This is a genomic window from Planktosalinus lacus, from assembly GCF_014640155.1.
In the GTDB taxonomy this organism is placed as follows: domain Bacteria; phylum Bacteroidota; class Bacteroidia; order Flavobacteriales; family Flavobacteriaceae; genus Planktosalinus; species Planktosalinus lacus.
Map to the genome: position 1 here is coordinate 204003 of NZ_BMGK01000006.1, position 18260 is coordinate 222262.

At 35.7% G+C, this 18260-nt stretch carries 17 protein-coding genes and 3 tRNA genes; 14 read left to right on the forward strand and 6 right to left on the reverse strand.

Going from position 1 to position 18260, the window contains the following annotated elements; genetic code table 11:
• The first annotated feature begins 169 nt into the window (after positions 1-169).
• The gene (locus tag IEV69_RS08975; protein WP_188441639.1) at positions 170-577 is read left to right on the forward strand and encodes a helix-turn-helix domain-containing protein; all 408 of its coding nucleotides are present in this window, start codon (positions 170-172) and stop codon (positions 575-577) included.
• A gap of 42 nt (positions 578-619) precedes the next feature.
• The gene (locus IEV69_RS08980) at positions 620-991 is read left to right on the forward strand and encodes a DNA topoisomerase IV (RefSeq protein WP_188441640.1); all 372 of its coding nucleotides are present in this window, start codon (positions 620-622) and stop codon (positions 989-991) included.
• Here IEV69_RS08980 and mscL read toward each other — a convergent pair.
• Genes mscL through IEV69_RS08995 form a run of 3 tightly spaced genes read right to left on the reverse strand, consistent with a single transcriptional unit; the run spans position 988 to position 6007 of the window.
• Positions 988-1446, reverse strand: coding sequence for a large-conductance mechanosensitive channel protein MscL (gene mscL, locus IEV69_RS08985; protein ID WP_188441641.1), 459 nt, complete (start codon positions 1444-1446; stop codon positions 988-990). The genes IEV69_RS08980 and mscL overlap by 4 nt on opposite strands.
• A gap of 1 nt (position 1447) precedes the next feature.
• Positions 1448-4117 (reverse strand): DNA gyrase/topoisomerase IV subunit A, encoded by a 2670-nt coding sequence (locus IEV69_RS08990; RefSeq protein ID WP_188441642.1) that lies wholly within the window; start codon positions 4115-4117, stop codon positions 1448-1450.
• Between the two features lie 30 nt (positions 4118-4147).
• Positions 4148-6007, reverse strand: coding sequence for a DNA topoisomerase IV subunit B (locus tag IEV69_RS08995; RefSeq protein ID WP_188441644.1), 1860 nt, complete (start codon positions 6005-6007; stop codon positions 4148-4150).
• Positions 6008-6281: 274 nt separating this feature from the next.
• Between IEV69_RS08995 and IEV69_RS13960 the strand changes: the two genes are divergently transcribed.
• Positions 6282-6449 carry a copper resistance protein NlpE N-terminal domain-containing protein gene (locus tag IEV69_RS13960; RefSeq protein ID WP_262891973.1) on the forward strand — a complete coding sequence of 56 codons (168 nt, stop codon included), beginning with the start codon at positions 6282-6284 and terminating at the stop codon, positions 6447-6449.
• Positions 6450-6478: 29 nt separating this feature from the next.
• A complete protein-coding gene (locus IEV69_RS13965) occupies positions 6479-6676 on the forward strand; it encodes a copper resistance protein NlpE N-terminal domain-containing protein (RefSeq protein ID WP_188441646.1) in 198 nt (65 codons plus the stop codon).
• A 409-nt stretch (positions 6677-7085) separates the two neighbouring features.
• Here IEV69_RS13965 and ychF read toward each other — a convergent pair whose 3' ends face one another.
• Both ychF and IEV69_RS09015 read right to left on the reverse strand, forming a co-directional pair.
• Positions 7086-8180 carry a redox-regulated ATPase YchF gene (gene ychF, locus IEV69_RS09010; protein ID WP_188441648.1) on the reverse strand — a complete coding sequence of 365 codons (1095 nt, stop codon included), beginning with the start codon at positions 8178-8180 and terminating at the stop codon, positions 7086-7088.
• A 117-nt stretch (positions 8181-8297) separates the two neighbouring features.
• Complete coding sequence (locus tag IEV69_RS09015) at positions 8298-9866, reverse strand: AbgT family transporter (protein WP_188441650.1); 1569 nt, start codon at positions 9864-9866, stop codon at positions 8298-8300.
• Positions 9867-10060: 194 nt separating this feature from the next.
• On the opposite strand from IEV69_RS09015, the gene IEV69_RS09020 reads away from it, so the two are divergent.
• From IEV69_RS09020 to IEV69_RS09065, 10 genes are all read left to right on the forward strand, one after another.
• Entirely contained in the window at positions 10061-10471 is a 411-nt protein-coding gene (locus IEV69_RS09020) for a hypothetical protein (RefSeq protein ID WP_188441652.1), read from the forward strand.
• A 90-nt stretch (positions 10472-10561) separates the two neighbouring features.
• Positions 10562-11416: a ChaN family lipoprotein gene (locus IEV69_RS09025; protein WP_188441693.1), complete on the forward strand. Its 855-nt coding sequence runs from the start codon at positions 10562-10564 to the stop codon at positions 11414-11416.
• A complete protein-coding gene (locus IEV69_RS09030; protein WP_188441654.1) occupies positions 11416-12060 on the forward strand; it encodes a DUF4159 domain-containing protein in 645 nt (214 codons plus the stop codon). The genes IEV69_RS09025 and IEV69_RS09030 overlap by 1 nt, the downstream gene beginning before the upstream one ends.
• Before the next feature lie 9 nt (positions 12061-12069).
• Positions 12070-13158: an AI-2E family transporter gene (locus IEV69_RS09035; RefSeq protein WP_188441655.1), complete on the forward strand. Its 1089-nt coding sequence runs from the start codon at positions 12070-12072 to the stop codon at positions 13156-13158.
• A gap of 8 nt (positions 13159-13166) precedes the next feature.
• Positions 13167-14333 carry a THUMP-like domain-containing protein gene (locus IEV69_RS09040; protein ID WP_188441657.1) on the forward strand — a complete coding sequence of 389 codons (1167 nt, stop codon included), beginning with the start codon at positions 13167-13169 and terminating at the stop codon, positions 14331-14333.
• 90 nt (positions 14334-14423) lie between these two features.
• Positions 14424-14508, forward strand: a tRNA-Ser gene (locus IEV69_RS09045).
• Between the two features lie 14 nt (positions 14509-14522).
• Positions 14523-14597: transfer RNA gene (locus IEV69_RS09050), tRNA-Pro, on the forward strand.
• A 54-nt stretch (positions 14598-14651) separates the two neighbouring features.
• A tRNA-Arg gene (locus IEV69_RS09055) sits at positions 14652-14725 on the forward strand.
• Between the two features lie 225 nt (positions 14726-14950).
• On the forward strand, positions 14951-16129 hold the full coding sequence (locus IEV69_RS09060) for an acetyl-CoA C-acyltransferase (RefSeq protein WP_188441658.1): 1179 nt from the start codon (positions 14951-14953) through the stop codon (positions 16127-16129).
• A 57-nt stretch (positions 16130-16186) separates the two neighbouring features.
• Complete coding sequence (locus tag IEV69_RS09065; protein ID WP_188441660.1) at positions 16187-16936, forward strand: C40 family peptidase; 750 nt, start codon at positions 16187-16189, stop codon at positions 16934-16936.
• Between the two features lie 50 nt (positions 16937-16986).
• Here IEV69_RS09065 and IEV69_RS09070 read toward each other — a convergent pair whose 3' ends face one another.
• The gene (locus tag IEV69_RS09070; protein ID WP_188441662.1) at positions 16987-18255 is read right to left on the reverse strand and encodes a tetratricopeptide repeat protein; all 1269 of its coding nucleotides are present in this window, start codon (positions 18253-18255) and stop codon (positions 16987-16989) included.
• Between the last annotated feature and the right edge of the window lie 5 nt (positions 18256-18260).

Genomic DNA, 18260 nt, shown 5'->3' on the forward strand with positions numbered 1-18260 from the left:
ATTATGACGATTAAATATTATGTCTATTAATTAATTTTATATCAATGTATTATACTCTATTACTAGAAGCATATATTTAATAATAATAAGATTATTTAAGAGTGTATATTGCATTGTTTACAGAAATACATTACATTTGTAACCTGATTATGTATTTAAATAATTTACAATGGTAAACAGTGATGCTTTTGCTTCTAGGCTTCAAAAAGTAATGGATTATTATGGTTTGTCCTCCTCTGCTTTTGCAGATACGATTGATTTTAACCGTTCCAGTATTTCTCATTTACTTTCAGGAAGGAACAAACCGAGTTTGGAATTTGTAATGAAAGTATTGGAAAAATTTCCTGAAGTAAAATTGTACTGGTTGTTAAATGGAAAAGGCAATTTCCCCGATTCTGATCCTGAAATCGAATTTCCTAAAGAAAACGTCTCGCCACCATCACCTCCACTGAAAAATGAGAGCAATGAAAAAGAAAAGCCATCTGTAGGAAACATATCAGGTTTAGATCCTGATAAAAATATTGAGCGCGTCATCATTTTCTACAAAGACGGTACATTTAAGGAATATAAAAATTAGCAAGCTTCCCATTTTTTACAGAAATTTGCAAAAAAAATAGCTATGCGTTTTCTATCTTTATTCTTGTTAACCTTACTCTTTACTTCGTGTTACAGTCCCGAACGGAATTGCGAAGATTTCAGGACCGGAACTTTTGAATTTGAAGCCTTAGTAGGTGCTGAAGTCCTAAAAACAACCTTTGTGCGCAACGACAGTATTGAAATCGATTATTTTAAGGGTAAAGCTGATACTTCAAGCGTACGCTGGATTAACGACTGTGAGTATATTGTAAAAAAACTCAATCCTAAAAGCATGGCTGAAGAAAAAGCCATTCATATGAAAATTCTCACCACAGATAAAAACACCTATACTTTTGAATACAATATCGTGGGACAGACCAAAAAGGAACGTGGTACGGCAGTAAAGGTAGATTAGTCTTCTGTTCTTTTTTGATTTTTCAAAAGTGTGTTCTGTTCTTTCAATAGGTTTTCAATATTTGAGAGAAGCTCAATATTTTTAGGCGTTTCCACTGCTTTATCTTTTGGATTTTCAGAACGGCTTCTCAGCCTGTTCAAGAATCTGACTACCAAATAAATAGTAAAGGCTACAATGAGGAAATCAAGCAATACGCTTATCATTTCGCCATAACCAATAGCGACTTCAGGATCGACAATCTTACCCGTTTCACCGAGCTCTTCCTCACGCAATACAACTTTCCTATCCTCGAAGTTAATTCCCTTGGTCAAAAGGGTAAGTGGAGGCATGATGACCTTTTTAACCAAAGTATTTACAACTGCATTGAATGACGCACCAATGATAATACCAATGGCCATATCCATCATATTACCTTTCACTGCAAATTCTTTAAACTCCTTAAAAAATCCTTTCATGTCAATCCAGTCTTAAAGTAATCTGACCATTTTCATCACGTGAATCTTCATCATCTTTGGAATCAGGTTTCGTATCACTTTTTTCAGGGCTGTTTTTTACATTTTCCTCATCCACCACTTCCATTTCTTCAGCAGGTACTTCCTCCGGTTCTTCAAACGGCAAAGGTTCCAGTAAATTGATTTGCTTTACTTTTTCCTTGGTTAATTGATTTCCCTGGGCATTGATTCCTTTGATAGAAATAAAGTCTTCAATGTTTATTTGCTGGTTTTCCTTTTGTTCTTTACCACGTGGTTTGTAAAATTCCATTTCTACCACCGGCTTGTAGTCTGTGGAAATGATTTCCAAATAAGATTTAGGGTGCTCTGTAATGAATGTTTCTTCTTTATCTTCATTCTCCACCAAAAAGCGTTTTACATAAAACATTTCTTTCTCGCCTTCCCAGTATATCGCTGAAATAGGTTTTTTAGGTCTCCATTTCTCCAGCAATATCATACCATCATCAAAACGCAGTGTTACATCGGGGATTACAGTCTTTATTTTACCTGATTGATAGATAATCAGTAATCTGTCATCCTTTCTGAATTCACCCAGGAACTCACCTCTAGCATCAAGGTTTAGTCGTTGCACAGTCTCATCAAACCAAATTTTTCTGGGTTTGAGTGTCGACAAACCTTTTTCTTTGAGTTCAATGCGCTTGATTGGGTATTTTGAAACGATATTCCCTTTGGAGTTTCTTCCTTTGATGAGAATGTCTGCGAAATCCAATTCAAACTTGAGTTTCTTGATACTTCCGGTTTGCCTCAACAATACTTGTACAATTTCGGCTTCGCCGTTAGGGTTTGCAGTAAAATAAAGCACTTTGGAGCCTTTATTTCCTTGTGTCATATCATACTCATTGTCCCTTATGGTGCCGGTAACGGCAAATCGCTTGACGTAAGATGCTCCTTTAGCCCCATCTCGATAGATCATATTGTAAATGGTGCGCTTGTCTTTTTTCTTAAAGACAGCCACATGAATGATATTTTTACCCACAAAGGTTTTGGTATCCACTTTAGTGACCATCATTTTACCGTCTTCGGTGAAAACGATGATGTCGTCGATATCGCTGCAATCAGTTACATATTCGTCCTTTTTCAAGGCTGTTCCCACGAAACCCTCTTCTTTATTGACGTAAAGTTTTGTGTTTCTGATCACCACCTTTGTGGCTTCGATATCATCAAAAATTTTTAATTCCGTTTTACGCTCCCTGCCATCACCGTAATCTTTCCGTAAACGCTTAAAATAATTAATTGCATACTCAATGAGATTATCGAGGTAATTCTTGATTTGCGCAATCTGATCCTCCAGCGAATCTATTTTTTGTTGGGCTTTATCGATATCAAATTTTGAAATGCGCTTGATCCTGATTTCGGTCAATCTCACAATATCATCCGTTGTAATTGCGCGTTTTAAATGCTTGATATGAGGCTGTAATCCCTTATCAATAGCAGCAATAACGCCTTCCCAAGTTTCTTCTTCCTCAATGTCGCGGTAAATCCTGTTTTCTATAAATATGCGCTCCAGGGATGCAAAATGCCATTGCTCCTCAAGCTCGTCGAGTTGAATCTGCAATTCGGCTTTGAGCAATTCAACAGTCCGGTCAGTTGACCGTCTGAGCATTTCAGAAACCCCAACAAACAAAGGCCTGTTGTCTTCAATCACGCAGCCTAAAGGCGAAATGGAGGTTTCACAAGCCGTAAAAGCATACAGTGCATCAATGGTTTTATCGGGTGAAAGACCTGAAGGCAAATGAATCTGTATCTCCACTTCAGCCGAGGTATTGTCGTCTATTTTTTTAATCTTGATTTTTCCCTTGTCATTGGCTTTTAATATGGAGTCAATCAACGAGGAAGTATTGGTTCCAAACGGAATCTCGGTAATTACCAAAGTGTTTTTATCCAGTTGGTGAATTTTGGCGCGCACACGCACCTTCCCTCCTCTTAAACCGTCATTATAATTAGTGATATCAGCAATTCCACCTGTGGGAAAATCAGGGTAAATGGTGAATTTTTTTCCTTGTAAATGCTTGATGGAACCTTCAATAAGCTCATTGAAGTTGTGTGGTAAAATTTTTGTCGAAAGGCCCACAGCAATTCCTTCTGCACCTTGAGCTAGTAGCATCGGGAATTTCACCGGAAGGTTGATGGGTTCTTTTCTCCTTCCGTCGTAAGACAATTGCCAGGGAGTGACTTTTGGGTTATACACCACGTCCAAAGCAAACTTTGAAAGTCGTGCTTCAATGTATCGGGAAGCTGCTGCACTGTCACCGGTTAAAATATTTCCCCAGTTCCCTTGCGTGTCAATAAGAATGTCCTTCTGCCCTATTTGAACCATAGCATCTGCAATACTCGCATCCCCGTGAGGGTGGTATTGCATGGTATGTCCCACAATGTTTGCAACTTTATTATAGCGACCGTCATCAAGGTCTTTTAACGATTGCATAATGCGACGCTGTACCGGCTTAAAACCGTCTTCAATGGCTGGTACCGCACGTTCCAGGATTACATATGAGGCATAATCCAGAAACCAGTCTTTAAACATTCCGTTTACCTTTATAATGGTATCTCCCGTCGCATTTCCATCGTCTTGAATTGGAAACTCTTCTTCATTTGGGTTTTGGTCGTCGCTCATTAAAATGGGTCGTATTTAGGACAAAATGGGTTAAACTGTTTCTTCTACTTTATCAACTTCAAATTTGAGGTTGTCAATGATAAACTCTTGTCTTTCGGGCGTGTTTTTGCCCATATAAAACGAAAGCAATTCCTCAATGGACATACTGCGTTCCAGCATCACCGGATCAAGGCGAATATCAGCGCCAATAAAATGCTTGAATTCATCCGGAGAAATCTCTCCAAGTCCCTTAAATCGGGTAATTTCGGGTTTTGGTTTTAATTTCTCAATCGCATTTTTGCGTTCTTCTTCAGAATAGCAGTAAATGGTTTCTTTTTTATTCCTTACGCGAAAGAGCGGCGTCTGTAAAATATACAAATGCCCTTCTTTAATTACTTCAGGGAAAAACTGAAGAAAAAAAGTGATGAGCAACAACCGGATGTGCATTCCATCCACATCGGCATCTGTCGCGATTACAATGTTGTTGTAACGCAAGTCTTCAATACTTTCTTCAATATTCAACGCTGCCTGGAGCAGGTTGAATTCTTCGTTTTCGTAAACAATTTTTTTAGATAAACCATAGCAGTTCAAAGGTTTCCCTTTTAGGCTGAACACGGCCTGTGTATTCACATCGCGGCTTTTTGTAATGGAACCGCTTGCAGAATCCCCTTCGGTGATAAACAAAGTGGTTTCCAGCTGCCGATCAGATTTTGTATCGTGAAGGTGAACACGGCAATCGCGTAATTTTTTATTGTGTAAACTCGCTTTTTTAGCGCGTTCCTTGGCGAGTTTCCTGATTCCGGAAAGCTCTTTTCGCTCCCGTTCCGCCTGAAGGATTTTGCGCTGCAGTTTGTCTGCGGTTTCCGGGTTTTTATGCAGATAATTGTCTAAGTGTTTTTTTACGAAATCAATGATAAAGGTACGCACGGTGGGTAATTTGCCGCCCATATCGGTCGAACCCAATTTTGTTTTGGTCTGGCTTTCAAAAACCGGTTCCATCACCTTGATACTAATCGCTGAAACAATGGATTTTCTGATATCACTCGCTTCAAAATTCTTTCCATAAAACTCCCTGATGGTTTTAACGAAGGCTTCCCTGAAGGCATTTAAATGGGTTCCGCCCTGAGTGGTATTCTGTCCGTTGACAAAGGAGTGATACTCCTCGCTATACTGGGTTTTACTGTGTGTGAGCGCTATTTCAATATCTTCAGATTCCAGGTGGATGATTGGATACAAAATATCATCATGATGGATATTTTCTTCCAGTAAATCTTTGAGTCCGTTTTCTGAAAAGTATTTCTCCCCGTTAAAATCGATGGTTAATCCGCGGTTTAGATAGACATAGTTTTTGAGCATTTTGGAGACATACTCATTGCGGTACCTGAAGTTTTTAAAGATGGTTTCATCAGGAATAAAAATCACTTTTGTCCCGCGGCGTGAGGAAGATTCTTCGGGATTTGGATCAGCGAGAAGATTTCCTTGTTCAAACTCGGCATATTTTATCTGATTTTCCCTTACAGATTCCACTCTGAAAAAGGAGGAGAGCGCATTCACGGCTTTGGTGCCCACACCATTCAGCCCGACAGATTTTTTAAAGGCACGGGTATCATATTTCCCTCCGGTATTCATCTTGGAAACCACATCTACCACTTTGCCCAGTGGAATACCACGGCCATAATCACGCACTTTGACTTCTTTATCTTTTATGCGTATTTCGATGGTTTTACCGGCTCCCATCACATATTCGTCAATGGAGTTATCCAGCACTTCTTTTAAAAGGATGTAAATACCATCATCAGGTGAAGAACCGTCACCGAGTTTCCCTATGTACATTCCCGGGCGCATCCTGATGTGCTCTTTCCAGTCCAGGGAACGTATATTATCCTCGGTATATTGGGTTTCTTTAGCCATATTAAAATTTATGATAGACCCGCTAATATAAGACTTCAGGCTAAAAAATGAAACCTCCAAAATAGAAAGTAATTAACAATAGAACGATTCATTTTGTTAAGAAAATTTTATTCAAAATTCTTCACTAATTATTCGAAAAATAATGTTTTGAAAATGAAAGGTTTGTTACATTTGTATGTCATCCTTAATTGATAAACAATGAAAAAACTACTCATTTTAATATTAAGCCTTACGGTTTTCCTTTCCTGAAAAACAACAAATTACAGAAAATGAAGTGGTTGAAATAAACACTGAAATGGAGCAGGCTCCTGATATAAGCACTTCAGAAAATTCCCTGGATTGGCACGGAACCTATCAAGGCATCCTGCCCTGTGCTGATTGTGAAGGGATTCAAACCGAAGTTACTTTGCATGACAATAATACTCATAATAATAATACTTAATACTATTAATAGAATTTATATAGGCAAAGATGAAAACTGTTTTTGAAGAAACAGGTGCTTTACAAGGGACTGAAGATAAATCGACTGTAGTTCTTACCAATACAAAAGATAGCAATGCAACACTTTTCAAAGTTGGCGAAAATCATTTAAAACAACTGGATCTTGAAGGACGACCCAATAGTGGCGACATGGCAGAAAAGTATATATTGCAAAAGGCAGCTTTATAATGTGATATCGCATTACCATGCCTTAAACATGCCTTGAACATGCTATACATGTTGCACTTCTGTTGCATTCGCGTCGAGTAAACGTTGCATTCGCGTCGCACTCGACCCCCTTGAATGTTACATTACCACTGCATGAACTATACATTACCTCAGGGTGAACGTTACAGTACCCTTACTTGAATGTTGCATTACCACGGATTTTTGACCTCATTTTAAGATTTTATTAACAGTGTTTGGTCCGTTCCGTAATGGCCTAATGGAGGTTTAAAATTATGTATTTTTAAGAAAAGTGTGAAGTGGTAAAATAGTTTACAGATGGCTAGCTGTTTTAGCGGGTATATTTTTTAAATTTCATTATAAGAGAAAAAAATATGGTGTTATTTTTGAGCCGGTAGTTTATAATACTTTTTTACACATTGAATCTAAAATGCATCACATCACCATCCTTGACGATGTATTCCTTCCCTTCTACCCTCATTTTACCGGCTTCCTTGACTTTGGCTTCACTGCCAAAGCTCACATAATCATCATAAGCAATCACTTCAGCCCTTATAAATCCTTTTTCAAAATCTGAATGAATGACTCCGGCGGCTTGTGGGGCAGTTGCACCAACAGGAATTGTCCAGGCGCGTACTTCTTTAACTCCGGCGGTAAAATATGTTTGAAGGTTTAGCAATCTGTATGCAGAGCGAATGAGTTTTGCTGAACCGGCTTCATCAAGACCTATATCTTCCAGAAAAAGTTGTCGTTCTTCATAAGACTCTAGCTCTGTGATATCGGCTTCAGTTCCTACTGCCAACACCAATACTTCGGCATTTTCATTTTTTACGTTTTCTTTTACTAGTTCTACATATTTGTTTCCATTTACTGCGGAGCCTTCATCCACGTTACAAACATACATTACCGGTTTGTCTGTAATGAATTGAAGCGGAGCAATAAATTCCTCCCGTTCAGCATCAGAAAAATCAATAGCCCTTACTGAAATGCCTGCTTCCAGGCCTTTTTTCACTTTTAAAAGTGCTTCTTCTTCTTTTTGGGCCTCTTTGTTTCCAGTTTTAGCGGCACGTTTTACTTTCTCCAGTTTTTTCTCGGCTGTTTCCAAATCCTTTAACTGAAGCTCCATATCGATGGTTTCTTTATCTCTGATAGGGTTTACAGAACCATCAACGTGAACCACATTGTCATTGTCAAAACAACGAAGTACATGAAGAATAGCATCAGTTTCCCTGATGTTACCCAAAAATTGATTTCCCAATCCTTCACCTCTACTAGCCCCTTTCACCAGACCGGCGATATCGACAATCTCAACAGTTGCAGGGAGCACGCGTTCCGGATTCACAAGTGACTCCAGTTTTTGCAATCTGGTGTCGGGAACGTTCACAACACCAATATTGGGTTCTATGGTACAAAATGGGAAGTTTGCACTTTGTGCTTTGGCATTTGACAGACAATTGAATAATGTGGATTTACCTACATTGGGAAGACCTACGATTCCGGCTTTCATATAATATCGTTTTTAAAGGGTGCAAAGATACATCTTCAGTTCAAATATTAAGAATAAAAAAGATGTTTACTGAAAATCAATAAACATCTTTTTAAAATTATCAAAATAGTTATAATGTTAAGGAGCCGGATAGAGGTAATTGGCCTCAAAACTCAATGGGATACCCAGCCACCAGTAAACTAGTAAGAATATAGTCCACGCAACTAAAAATATAACTGAATAGGGTAACATCATCGAAATAAGGGTTCCAATTCCCATTCCTTTGACATAGCGTTGACTAAAGACTACCACCAATGGAAAATAAGGTAATAATGGGGTAATAATATTAGAAACCGAATCCCCTACGCGATATGCTGCTTGCGTAAGGTCAGGCGATATACCCAACTGCATTAACATAGGAACAAAAATGGGTGCAATAAGCGCCCATTTTGCTGAGGCAGAGCCCACCATTAAATTTACAAATGCACTAAGTATTACAATTCCAACAATGGTAATTTGACCCGGTAATTCAAGTGCCTGAAGGAAGTTTGCACCTTTTATGGCAATTAAAAGACCTATATTTGATCGAGAAAAAGCATCAATAAAAAGTGCACAGAAAAAGGCCATTACAACATAATAACCCATACTTTCCATGGATTTTGTCATACTTTTTATTAAATCCCTTGAAGACTTATACCTGCCTGATACAAAACCAAAAACTAGTCCCGGAATTAATAACAAGACAAAGATTAAGGGTACAATGGCCTTCATTAACGGCGCGTGGAATGAGGTGAGTGATTGAATTTCAGGATTCACCATATCAGGACCTCTTAATGCTGAATTTTCAGGATATGCCCACAAAAACAAACCTACAATACCAAGCACCATTGCCATAAGCCCCATCCAGAAGGCTTTACTTTCCTTGGATGTAACTTTTTCCATTTTGGGCATTTGGTCTTCATCACCATCTACTTTTACTTTTGAAAGCCTGGGTTCGATAATTTTATCTGTAATCCACCAGCCAACAAGTACTATCAATAAAGTGGATGCAGATGTGAAATACCAGTTATTCAAAGGGTTTAGATTAATCGCAGGATCCAGGATTCTTGCAGCCTCAAGTGTAAAACTCATAATAAGCGGATCAATAGCCGAAGGTATAAAGTTTGCTGAAAACCCTCCGGAAACTCCTGCAAACGCTGCTGCAATTCCTGCTAAAGGATGGCGCCCTGCGGCATAAAATATAACACCTCCCAGCGGGATAACAAGCACATAACCTGCATCTGCAGCTGTGTGACTTACGATGGCTATTAAAATAAGCATTGGGGTAAGCAACTGTTTGGGTGTAAAGTTTAAGAGTTTTTTCAAACCGGCATCAATCCAACCGGAATGTTCTGCTACTCCTACACCAAGCATGGCGACTAAAACAATTCCCAATGGTGCAAAAAGCACAAAGGTATTCACCATACTTGCAAGAAACTCTGCTAATTGAGTTCCTGTAAGTAAGTTTTGTACATTTAAACTATTTCCCGTCATTGGGTGAACCTCACCAAAATCAAACGGAGACAGAATTGCAGATAAAACCCAAACGAAGATTAGTAAATAAAAAAATAAAATTGCTGGATCGGGTAATTTATTACCCATTTTTTCAACTAAATCGAGTGCTCTGTTTAGCAAACCCTTTTTTTTGGTCACAGTAGTTTCATCCATTTTAGAGGTTGTTAGTTTTTAAGAACGCTAAAATAAAAAAATAAACAGAATAGAGTTAATTTATGATTAAAAATAAATCTCTATAGCAAATAGAATACTTTTAATTCTTTTAAGAAATGTTTATAGGTATTTTAAATTTAAAACCTGTTTTAATAACTATATTTATAGATTATTAACCTAATAAATAAAATATTATGAAAAGTAAGATTTTTATAGCTTTTGTGTTTTCATTTTTAACTGTTTTGGGAATTCAAGCACAAAATAATGAAAATGTAAAAAAAGAAACAACAGTAAAAAAAGTAACTGTTAAAGATACCGATGTTGAGACTGTTGTTGATAAAGAGGTTAAAGAAACAAAAAGTAAACTTGAGGTTGCTGGAAGCGAGGCTACCAATCAAGAAAGCAAAGATGTTTTAGTAAAAGACACCAAAGTGAAATCTATTGAGATTGAAGAAAAACGAGAAAATCTTGAAAACAATGCTAACTTAGAAAAGTCAAAACTTCAAAAAGCTAATAGTGCTGACAGTTTACAACGTGTAATGCCTATGAAGCATTCGAAGAATAAAAAAAATGAAATTGAAAACGATGAAGGTGGAGGAAACTAGTTTCAACTAAAGAATTTCTTAAAATCCGACTTTAGTTTTAAAGTCGGATTTTTTATGTTTAAATTAGCGAGCAATTTCTATTTACTTTCTATGAGAATTTATTCAGTCCTGATTATTGTATTTTTTGTTTGCACTCAAACATTTTCACAACACAAAAGAGCATACTCTATTTTTACTGGTGAGGGTGAAGAAATACATTATACTGATATGATTAACCAAGTTGAAATGAGTGATATTATTCTCTTTGGTGAACAGCATAACAGTGCAATTGCCCATTGGCTGCAATTTGAGTTGACTTCAGATTTGATAAAAGTGAGAAATGTAAAGCTGGGTGCTGAAATGTTTGAAAGAGATAATCAAGAAGCACTCAATTCTTACCTTAAAGGCGAAATAGACCAAAAAGGATTGGATACAATAGCAAGACTTTGGTCTAACCATAAAACAGATTATGCCCCGCTTCTAGATTTGGCAAAATCAAACCAATTGGAATTTGTAGCCACCAATATACCAAGACGTTATGCTAATATGGTATATAAAAATAGTTTTTCTGTTTTAGATACACTGTCAAGCGAGGAAAAAAAATGGATAGCACCATTACCCATTGAGTTTGTCCCTGATTTACCAACATATCAAAATATTTTGAAAATGATGGGAGATCATGGTACTCCCGAACTCGTGATGGCCCAAGCTATTAAAGATGCTACTATGGCCTTTTCAATTTTAGAAAATAAAAATGAACAAGAATTGTTTATTCACTTTAACGGAGCTTATCACAGCGACTATTTTGAAGGAATACTTTGGTATTTAAAACTCACAGAACCTGAGCTAAATTATAAAACCATATCTACAGTAACACAAAAAGATATTTCTCATTTGGATGAGGAACATATAAATAAAGCAGATTTTATCATAGTAGTGAATGAAAATGTAACAACCACCTATTAATGAAATATTTGACTTATATATTGTTAGTTTTAATTTTGGGTCATACAATAAATGCTCAGGAAATTGCAGTTTTAAAGTATAATGGCGGAGGCGATTGGTATGCCAACCCAACTTCATTGCCCAATTTAATTAAATTTTCAAATCAAAATGTCAATACAAGAATTTCTGCAAATCCAAAAACGGTAGAAACTTCTAGTGTTGAAATATTTAACTTTCCATTCATTCACATGACGGGTCACGGAAATGTATTTTTCACACCTGATGATATAACCAATTTACGTAATTACCTTTTGAGTGGTGGTTTTTTACATATTGATGATAATTATGGGATGGATTCTTTTTTAAGACCTGAGTTAGAAAAACTATTTCCTGAAAAAGAACTGGTTGAATTACCGGCCTCCCACCCTATTTTTAACATTCATTTTAAATTCCCGAATGGTTTACCAAAAATTCACGAACACGACAACAAGCCACCACAAGCTTTTGGAATTTTTGAAGAAGATCGACTGATTCTTTTATATACTTATGAAACAGATTTAGGAAACGGTTGGGAAAATCGTGAGATTCACAACAACCCAGAAGAGGTTCGGCAAAAAGCTTTAAAAATGGGAGCTAATATACTTAAATATGTTTTTGAAAACTAATCATTGATTATGCTATCAAAAGAAATCACAAAAGGCATTTTAAACGCAATTGCTGTTCTTCTTGGTTTTATTGTTCTGGGGTGGTTCCTGTATCAAATACAAAGTGTTGTATTATATATAATTATATCTGCAATCATTTCTCTCATTGGGCGTCCTTTAATACTTTTCCTAAAAAACCAATTACGTTTCAATAACCTTTTGGCTGTTATCATTACAATGGTTTTTATTTATGGTTTTTTTATTGGCCTGTTACTATTGTTTATTCCACTAATCAGGCAGCAAAGTCATAACCTTTCTTTATTAAATATTGAATCATTTTCTCAAACCATTGAAAACTTATATTCAGAAATGTTAGCCTATTTTGCAGGGTCAAATATTGATATTGAAACACAAATTGAAAACTCTGGCTTTTTAAACACACTCGATTTTGGGTTTATTCCTGAGTTTATAAATACTTTTTTAGCTGCATTGGGAAGTTTTAGCATTGGACTTTTTTCAGTCATTTTTATATCTTTTTTTCTTCTAAAAGACAGCAAGTTAATGGAAAGTGGTTTATTAACTTTAATCCCTGACGAGTTTGAATCGAGGTTTTCTAATTCTCTAAACAAAATAAAAAGCCTTTTATCGCGCTATTTTATTGGTTTGGTCTTCCAAATTTTGATTTTATTCATAATTTATTCTTTCGTTTTATTACTTTTTGGAATTGACAATGCCATTGTAATCGCTTTTCTATGTGCATTACTCAACATTATACCTTATGTGGGCCCTATTATAGGTGGTATTTTAATGTTTTTCTTAACAATGTCAAGTAATTTGGGTCAAGATTTTAGCACTGTAATACTGCCAACTACAATATATGTTATGATTGGCTTTATAATTGGCCAATTAATAGATAATTTTTTAAGTCAGCCATTAATATTTTCAAAAAGTGTGAAATCTCACCCATTAGAAATATTTTTAATCATTGTAATTGGTGGATTGCTATTTGGGATTTTAGGAATGATTGCTGCTGTTCCTTTTTATACAGCAATAAAGGTAATTTCAAAAGAGTTTTTATTTGAATATAAAATTGTCAAAGGACTCACAAAAGATATTTAAGTTTTACTTTGAATGATAAAGTTTTAAATAAAGAGGTTCAGGATTTTATAAATGAAAATTTAAGTGTTGATATTATTGAACTATCCTTTAAAGGAAGTCCATTTAAACAAGTTTCTACCAAAGAACTAATTCAACAAATTGATGGAAAAAAAAATGCGAAAAAAAAATTGCCCACCTGGTTTCATTCAAAAAATATTTATTATCCACCAAAAGTAAATTTAGAGCAAACCTCCTCTGAAATTACAGCAAAATATAAAGCTGACTTGGTAAATGGGGATTCAATAGCAGATATTACAGGAGGATTTGGAGTTGACTCCTACTATTTTTCAAAAAAAATAAATAAAGTAGTTCATTTTGAAATGAATAAGGAGCTTTCTTTCATTGCTATGCATAATTTTTTCCAATTAAACGCTTCAATAGTTTGTTCTTCTGATAATGGAATTGACGGAATTCATAATCAAAACTTTGACACTATTTTTGTTGACCCCTCTCGCAGAAACGAACTTAAAGGAAAAGTTTTCTATTTGAAAGATTGTTTACCAAACGTTGCTGAACATCTTGAGTATTTAATGAATAGATGTCAACTATTAATGATTAAAACCTCACCCATGCTTGATATATCAATTGGTTTGAAAGAATTAAAGCATGTTTCTGAAATCCATATTGTAGCAATTGAAAATGAAGTAAAAGAATTATTATGGTTATTAAAAAAATCGCAAACTGAAAACATTGAAATAAAAACTGCCAATTTAAAAAAGACTGAAATTGAAAAATACCAGACTATTCTAATTCCAAAGAAAGAGACTTATGTTGATGCCCCAGAAAAGTATTTATATGAGCCCAATGCTGCAATTATGAAAAGTGCTATGTTTGGAGCTCTTTGTGTTGATTTCAACTTAAAAAAACTTTCCAAAAGTTCACATTTATTCACTTCAAATAAATTAATAGAGTTTCCCGGCAGAAGATTTCTTGTTAAAAATATGGTTCCTTACTCCAAACCTTCAGTGAAAAAAGAATTTAGAAATACTCAAGCAAATATTAGTATTCGAAATTTTCCTGAGCCTGTTTCCTCAATCAAAAAAAAATGGAATATTAAAGATGGAGGAGATAATTATTTGTTTTTCACTACGCTTCAAAACAAATCAAAAGTAATTTTAGATTGTAAGAAAATTTAAACCCAAAAATTCAGTAATTTTGTTGCTTCATAAAACATGAAGGCTTACATTTGCAACCGCAATTTTAGATGCTAACGTTCATAATAAATTGGAGAGTTGCCAGAGTGGTTAATGGAGCAGTTTGCTAAACTGTCGACGGGTAACTGTCGCGTGGGTTCGAATCCCACACTCTCCGCAAAAATTACACCTCGGGGTGTAGCGTAGCCCGGTTATCGCGCCTGCTTTGGGAGCAGGAGGTCGCAGGTTCGAATCCTGCCACCCCGACAATAATTATTTGATTTAGTATTTTTATACTTACATAATGATTACTATTAAAATGGTCGCGTAGCTCAGCTGGATAGAGCATCTGCCTTCTAAGCAGACGGTCAGAGGTTCGAATCCTCTCGCGATCACTTAAAGCCCCACAACTGTTGGGGCTTTTTATTTTCACACAAAATTTCTCAAAAAAAATCAATTTTACATAAGCCATAGTCTAATCAACTTTCGAATCTTTGATGAAATAATTCTTAACCAAGTTGATTTTTTATTTATATATATCGTATTGAAATCTCAATTGATAATTGGCGTTATTTTACGTAAATTTGCTCTTTTAGATTTAGAAATTAAAATATTATATAATGAGTAAAAATGTAGTAATTGTATCTGCCGCAAGAACACCAATAGGAAGTTTTATGGGAAGCCTTTCCTCCTTAACTGCTGTGCAACTTGGAACTATCGCTATTAAAGGTGCTTTAGGAAAAATTAACCTAAAGCCTGAATTAGTTCAAGAAGTTTTAATGGGAAATGTTGTCCAGGCCGGAGTTGGTCAGGCACCAGCACGTCAGGCTGCGTTAGGTGCAGGTATACCAGATACTGTTCCTTGCACAACGGTAAATAAAGTTTGCGCCAGTGGTATGAAAACAGTTATTCAGGCAGCCCAAGCAATTAAAGCAGGAGATGCTGATATTATTGTTGCGGGTGGTATGGAAAGTATGAGTAATATTCCACATTATACACACTTAAGAAAAGGGCATAAATTTGGTCCTATGACCATGGAAGATGGGATGCAAAAAGATGGTTTGGTTGATGCATACGATAAAAATGCTATGGGGGTCTGTGCTGATTTATGTGCTACGGAGTATGAATTTTCAAGAGAAGACCAGGACGCTTTTGCTATTCAATCCTATAAAAGGTCAGAAAAAGCATGGAAAGAAGGAAAGTTTGCAAATGAAGTTGTTCCTGTTGAAGTACCTCAAAGGAAAGGAGACCCCATTTTAGTTACCGAAGATGAGGAATTCAAGAATGTTTTTATTGATAAAATTCCATCGCTACGCCCTGCATTTTCTAAGGACGGAACTGTTACAGCGGCCAATGCCTCTACAATTAATGACGGTGCCGGTGCTGTAGTTTTAATGAGCGAAGAAAAAGCAAATGAATTGGGTTTAAAACCCTTAGCTTATATAAAGAGTTATGCAGATGCAGCTCAGGAACCAAAATGGTTTACAACTGCCCCTGCTAAAGCGCTACCGCTTGCAATTAATAAAGCAGGAATAAACCAAGGTGATATAGACTTTTTTGAATTCAATGAAGCATTTTCTGTTGTAGGATTGGCAAATATGAAGATTTTAGGTCTTACTGACAAAACTGTTAATGTAAATGGCGGTGCAGTTTCACTTGGTCACCCTCTGGGTTGCAGTGGAGTAAGAATCATCATTACTTTAATTAACGTTTTGGAACAAAACAATGGAAAAATTGGTGCAGCTGCTATTTGTAATGGTGGTGGAGGTGCTTCAGCTATGATTATAGAACGAAAATAGAAACTCTTTTTAAATCATTTAATTTTTGGTTGATTCTCCAATAATATTTAAAGCTAGATGAAATACGGCCTTTGCAATTTAAGTTTGGTGGCTGTTAGGAATGAAGCAAGTGATTCCAGTGAAATGGTAACACAACTTCTTTACGGAGATTATTTTAAAATAATTGACACACGCAAATCCTGGATCAAAATCAGAATAGCGTTTGATCAATATGAAGGTTGGATTGACAGTAAACAGTTTATGGAAATTGATGCTGATACCTACCACTCTCTAAATGAAAAAACCTCTAAAATTACATCCGACTTAATGGAGTTTGTCTCGAATGAATTTGACCAATTAATTGCAATACCTTTAGGTTCCAATCTCAATGCTGTTTCAGTACTAAATCATAAACATGATGGTAATTATTTTAAAGGAAAATTGCCTAAAGGAAAATTGATAGAACATGCACTACTCTATTTAAACTGCCCTTATTTATGGGGAGGCAAAACACCTTTTGGAATTGACTGTAGTGGTTTTACTCAAATGGTTTATAAACTGAACGGAGTTTTTTTAAAAAGAGACGCTAAAGATCAGGCAAGTCAGGGTGAAAATTTAAGTTTCATTGAAGAAAGTGAACCCGGCGATTTGGCTTTCTTTGATAATTCAGAAGGAGTTATTACACACGTTGGAATTATAATGTCAGATAACTACATCATTCACGCGCATGGAAAAGTTAGGATTGACAGGTTAGATCACAGTGGTATTTTCAATACTGAAACTAAAAGGCATAGTCATAAATTAAGAGTCATTAAACGTATTATATAAAAAATCCCGATAGAAATCGGGATTTTTTATATAACTAATTTGTAGAATTATTAGTTTTCTAAACTTTCAATTTTTGCTTTGGTTTCTTTAAACTTATCATCTTGCCCTAGAATTGAATATATGTTCATAAGAGTTCTCAAAATATTCATATCGTCTGGACGATTCTTAAGTGCACTTTCAAGATAGGGTATTGCTTCTTTATATAGATTATCTCTTTCAGCTCTTAACTCATCATATTTTTTATTTTCAGCAGGCGAAGTGCCTAATGAGTTCATCTCTTCAATAATGGTATCTTCTCTCTCTAAAATTATAACTGCTAAATTTACTTTTGCATTAATGTAATCCGGATCTAGTTCTAGTGCTCTTTTATAATAATTGATTGCTTGTTCTCTTTCACCTATTGATGCTGAACTCACTCCAAGGTTATAAAATAATTCCGGGTTTTCTGGGTCTGAATCAATAACAAGTTGCATCAATCTGTTATAAGTTTTCATATCCTCCATTTGCAGTGCAATATTTGCTTCAGCTCTAATTAATGCTATGTCATTAGGGTCTTCTTTTCTTGCATCTGCAATTATTTTCTTAGCATCATCTATTCTTCCTTTGTCTATATAAATTGCACCAAGGTCTTTTAAAATTATTGGCCTTCTTGATTCTGACATTCTCTCTTGAGGTCTAACATAATTTCCGGAAATCATCATCAATTTTCGTTCTTCATCGCTTCCAAAAGCTTCAGTTTCTCCGGTTTCTTTATTGACAGCTACAAATTCTTTTTCAATGCCTGTGTAGTCTAAATCCAAAAGTTGCTCATAATATTTCATAGCATTGTCATACTCTTTTGCATTCATTGCATTAGCTGCAGCAAAATACAAATAGGTAGTATCAGATTTACTAATTGTATAGCCTGCATGAAGTTTTTTGGATGCTGCACTGTAACGTTCAGCATTTTGATCTTCAATAGCCGAATTTATTAATCGAACTAATAAATTTTGGATTTCTTCTTCAGCCTGTTTTGTGTGTTTTTGCTTCCCTGATGATTCAATTTCAATAACCTTTCTAAAAGCTTCTGCAGAGGTAACAAGGTCTTCTTCCCTGTTTCCGGCAGCACCTAAGTATGCCTGACCCTTGTATAGATAATATTCTGCTTTTTCATCTTCATCAGCAGAACTTATCATTCCTTCAATTGAATTAAGGGTTGATTTTGCCTGCTCAAAAGATTCATTTTTAATTTGTTTTGAAGCTGTCCTCAATTCCTTCTTTTGTGAATATGTCACTGCTGTTATCATAAAAACAGCAAAAAATAAGATTGTTTTTTTCATTTTAT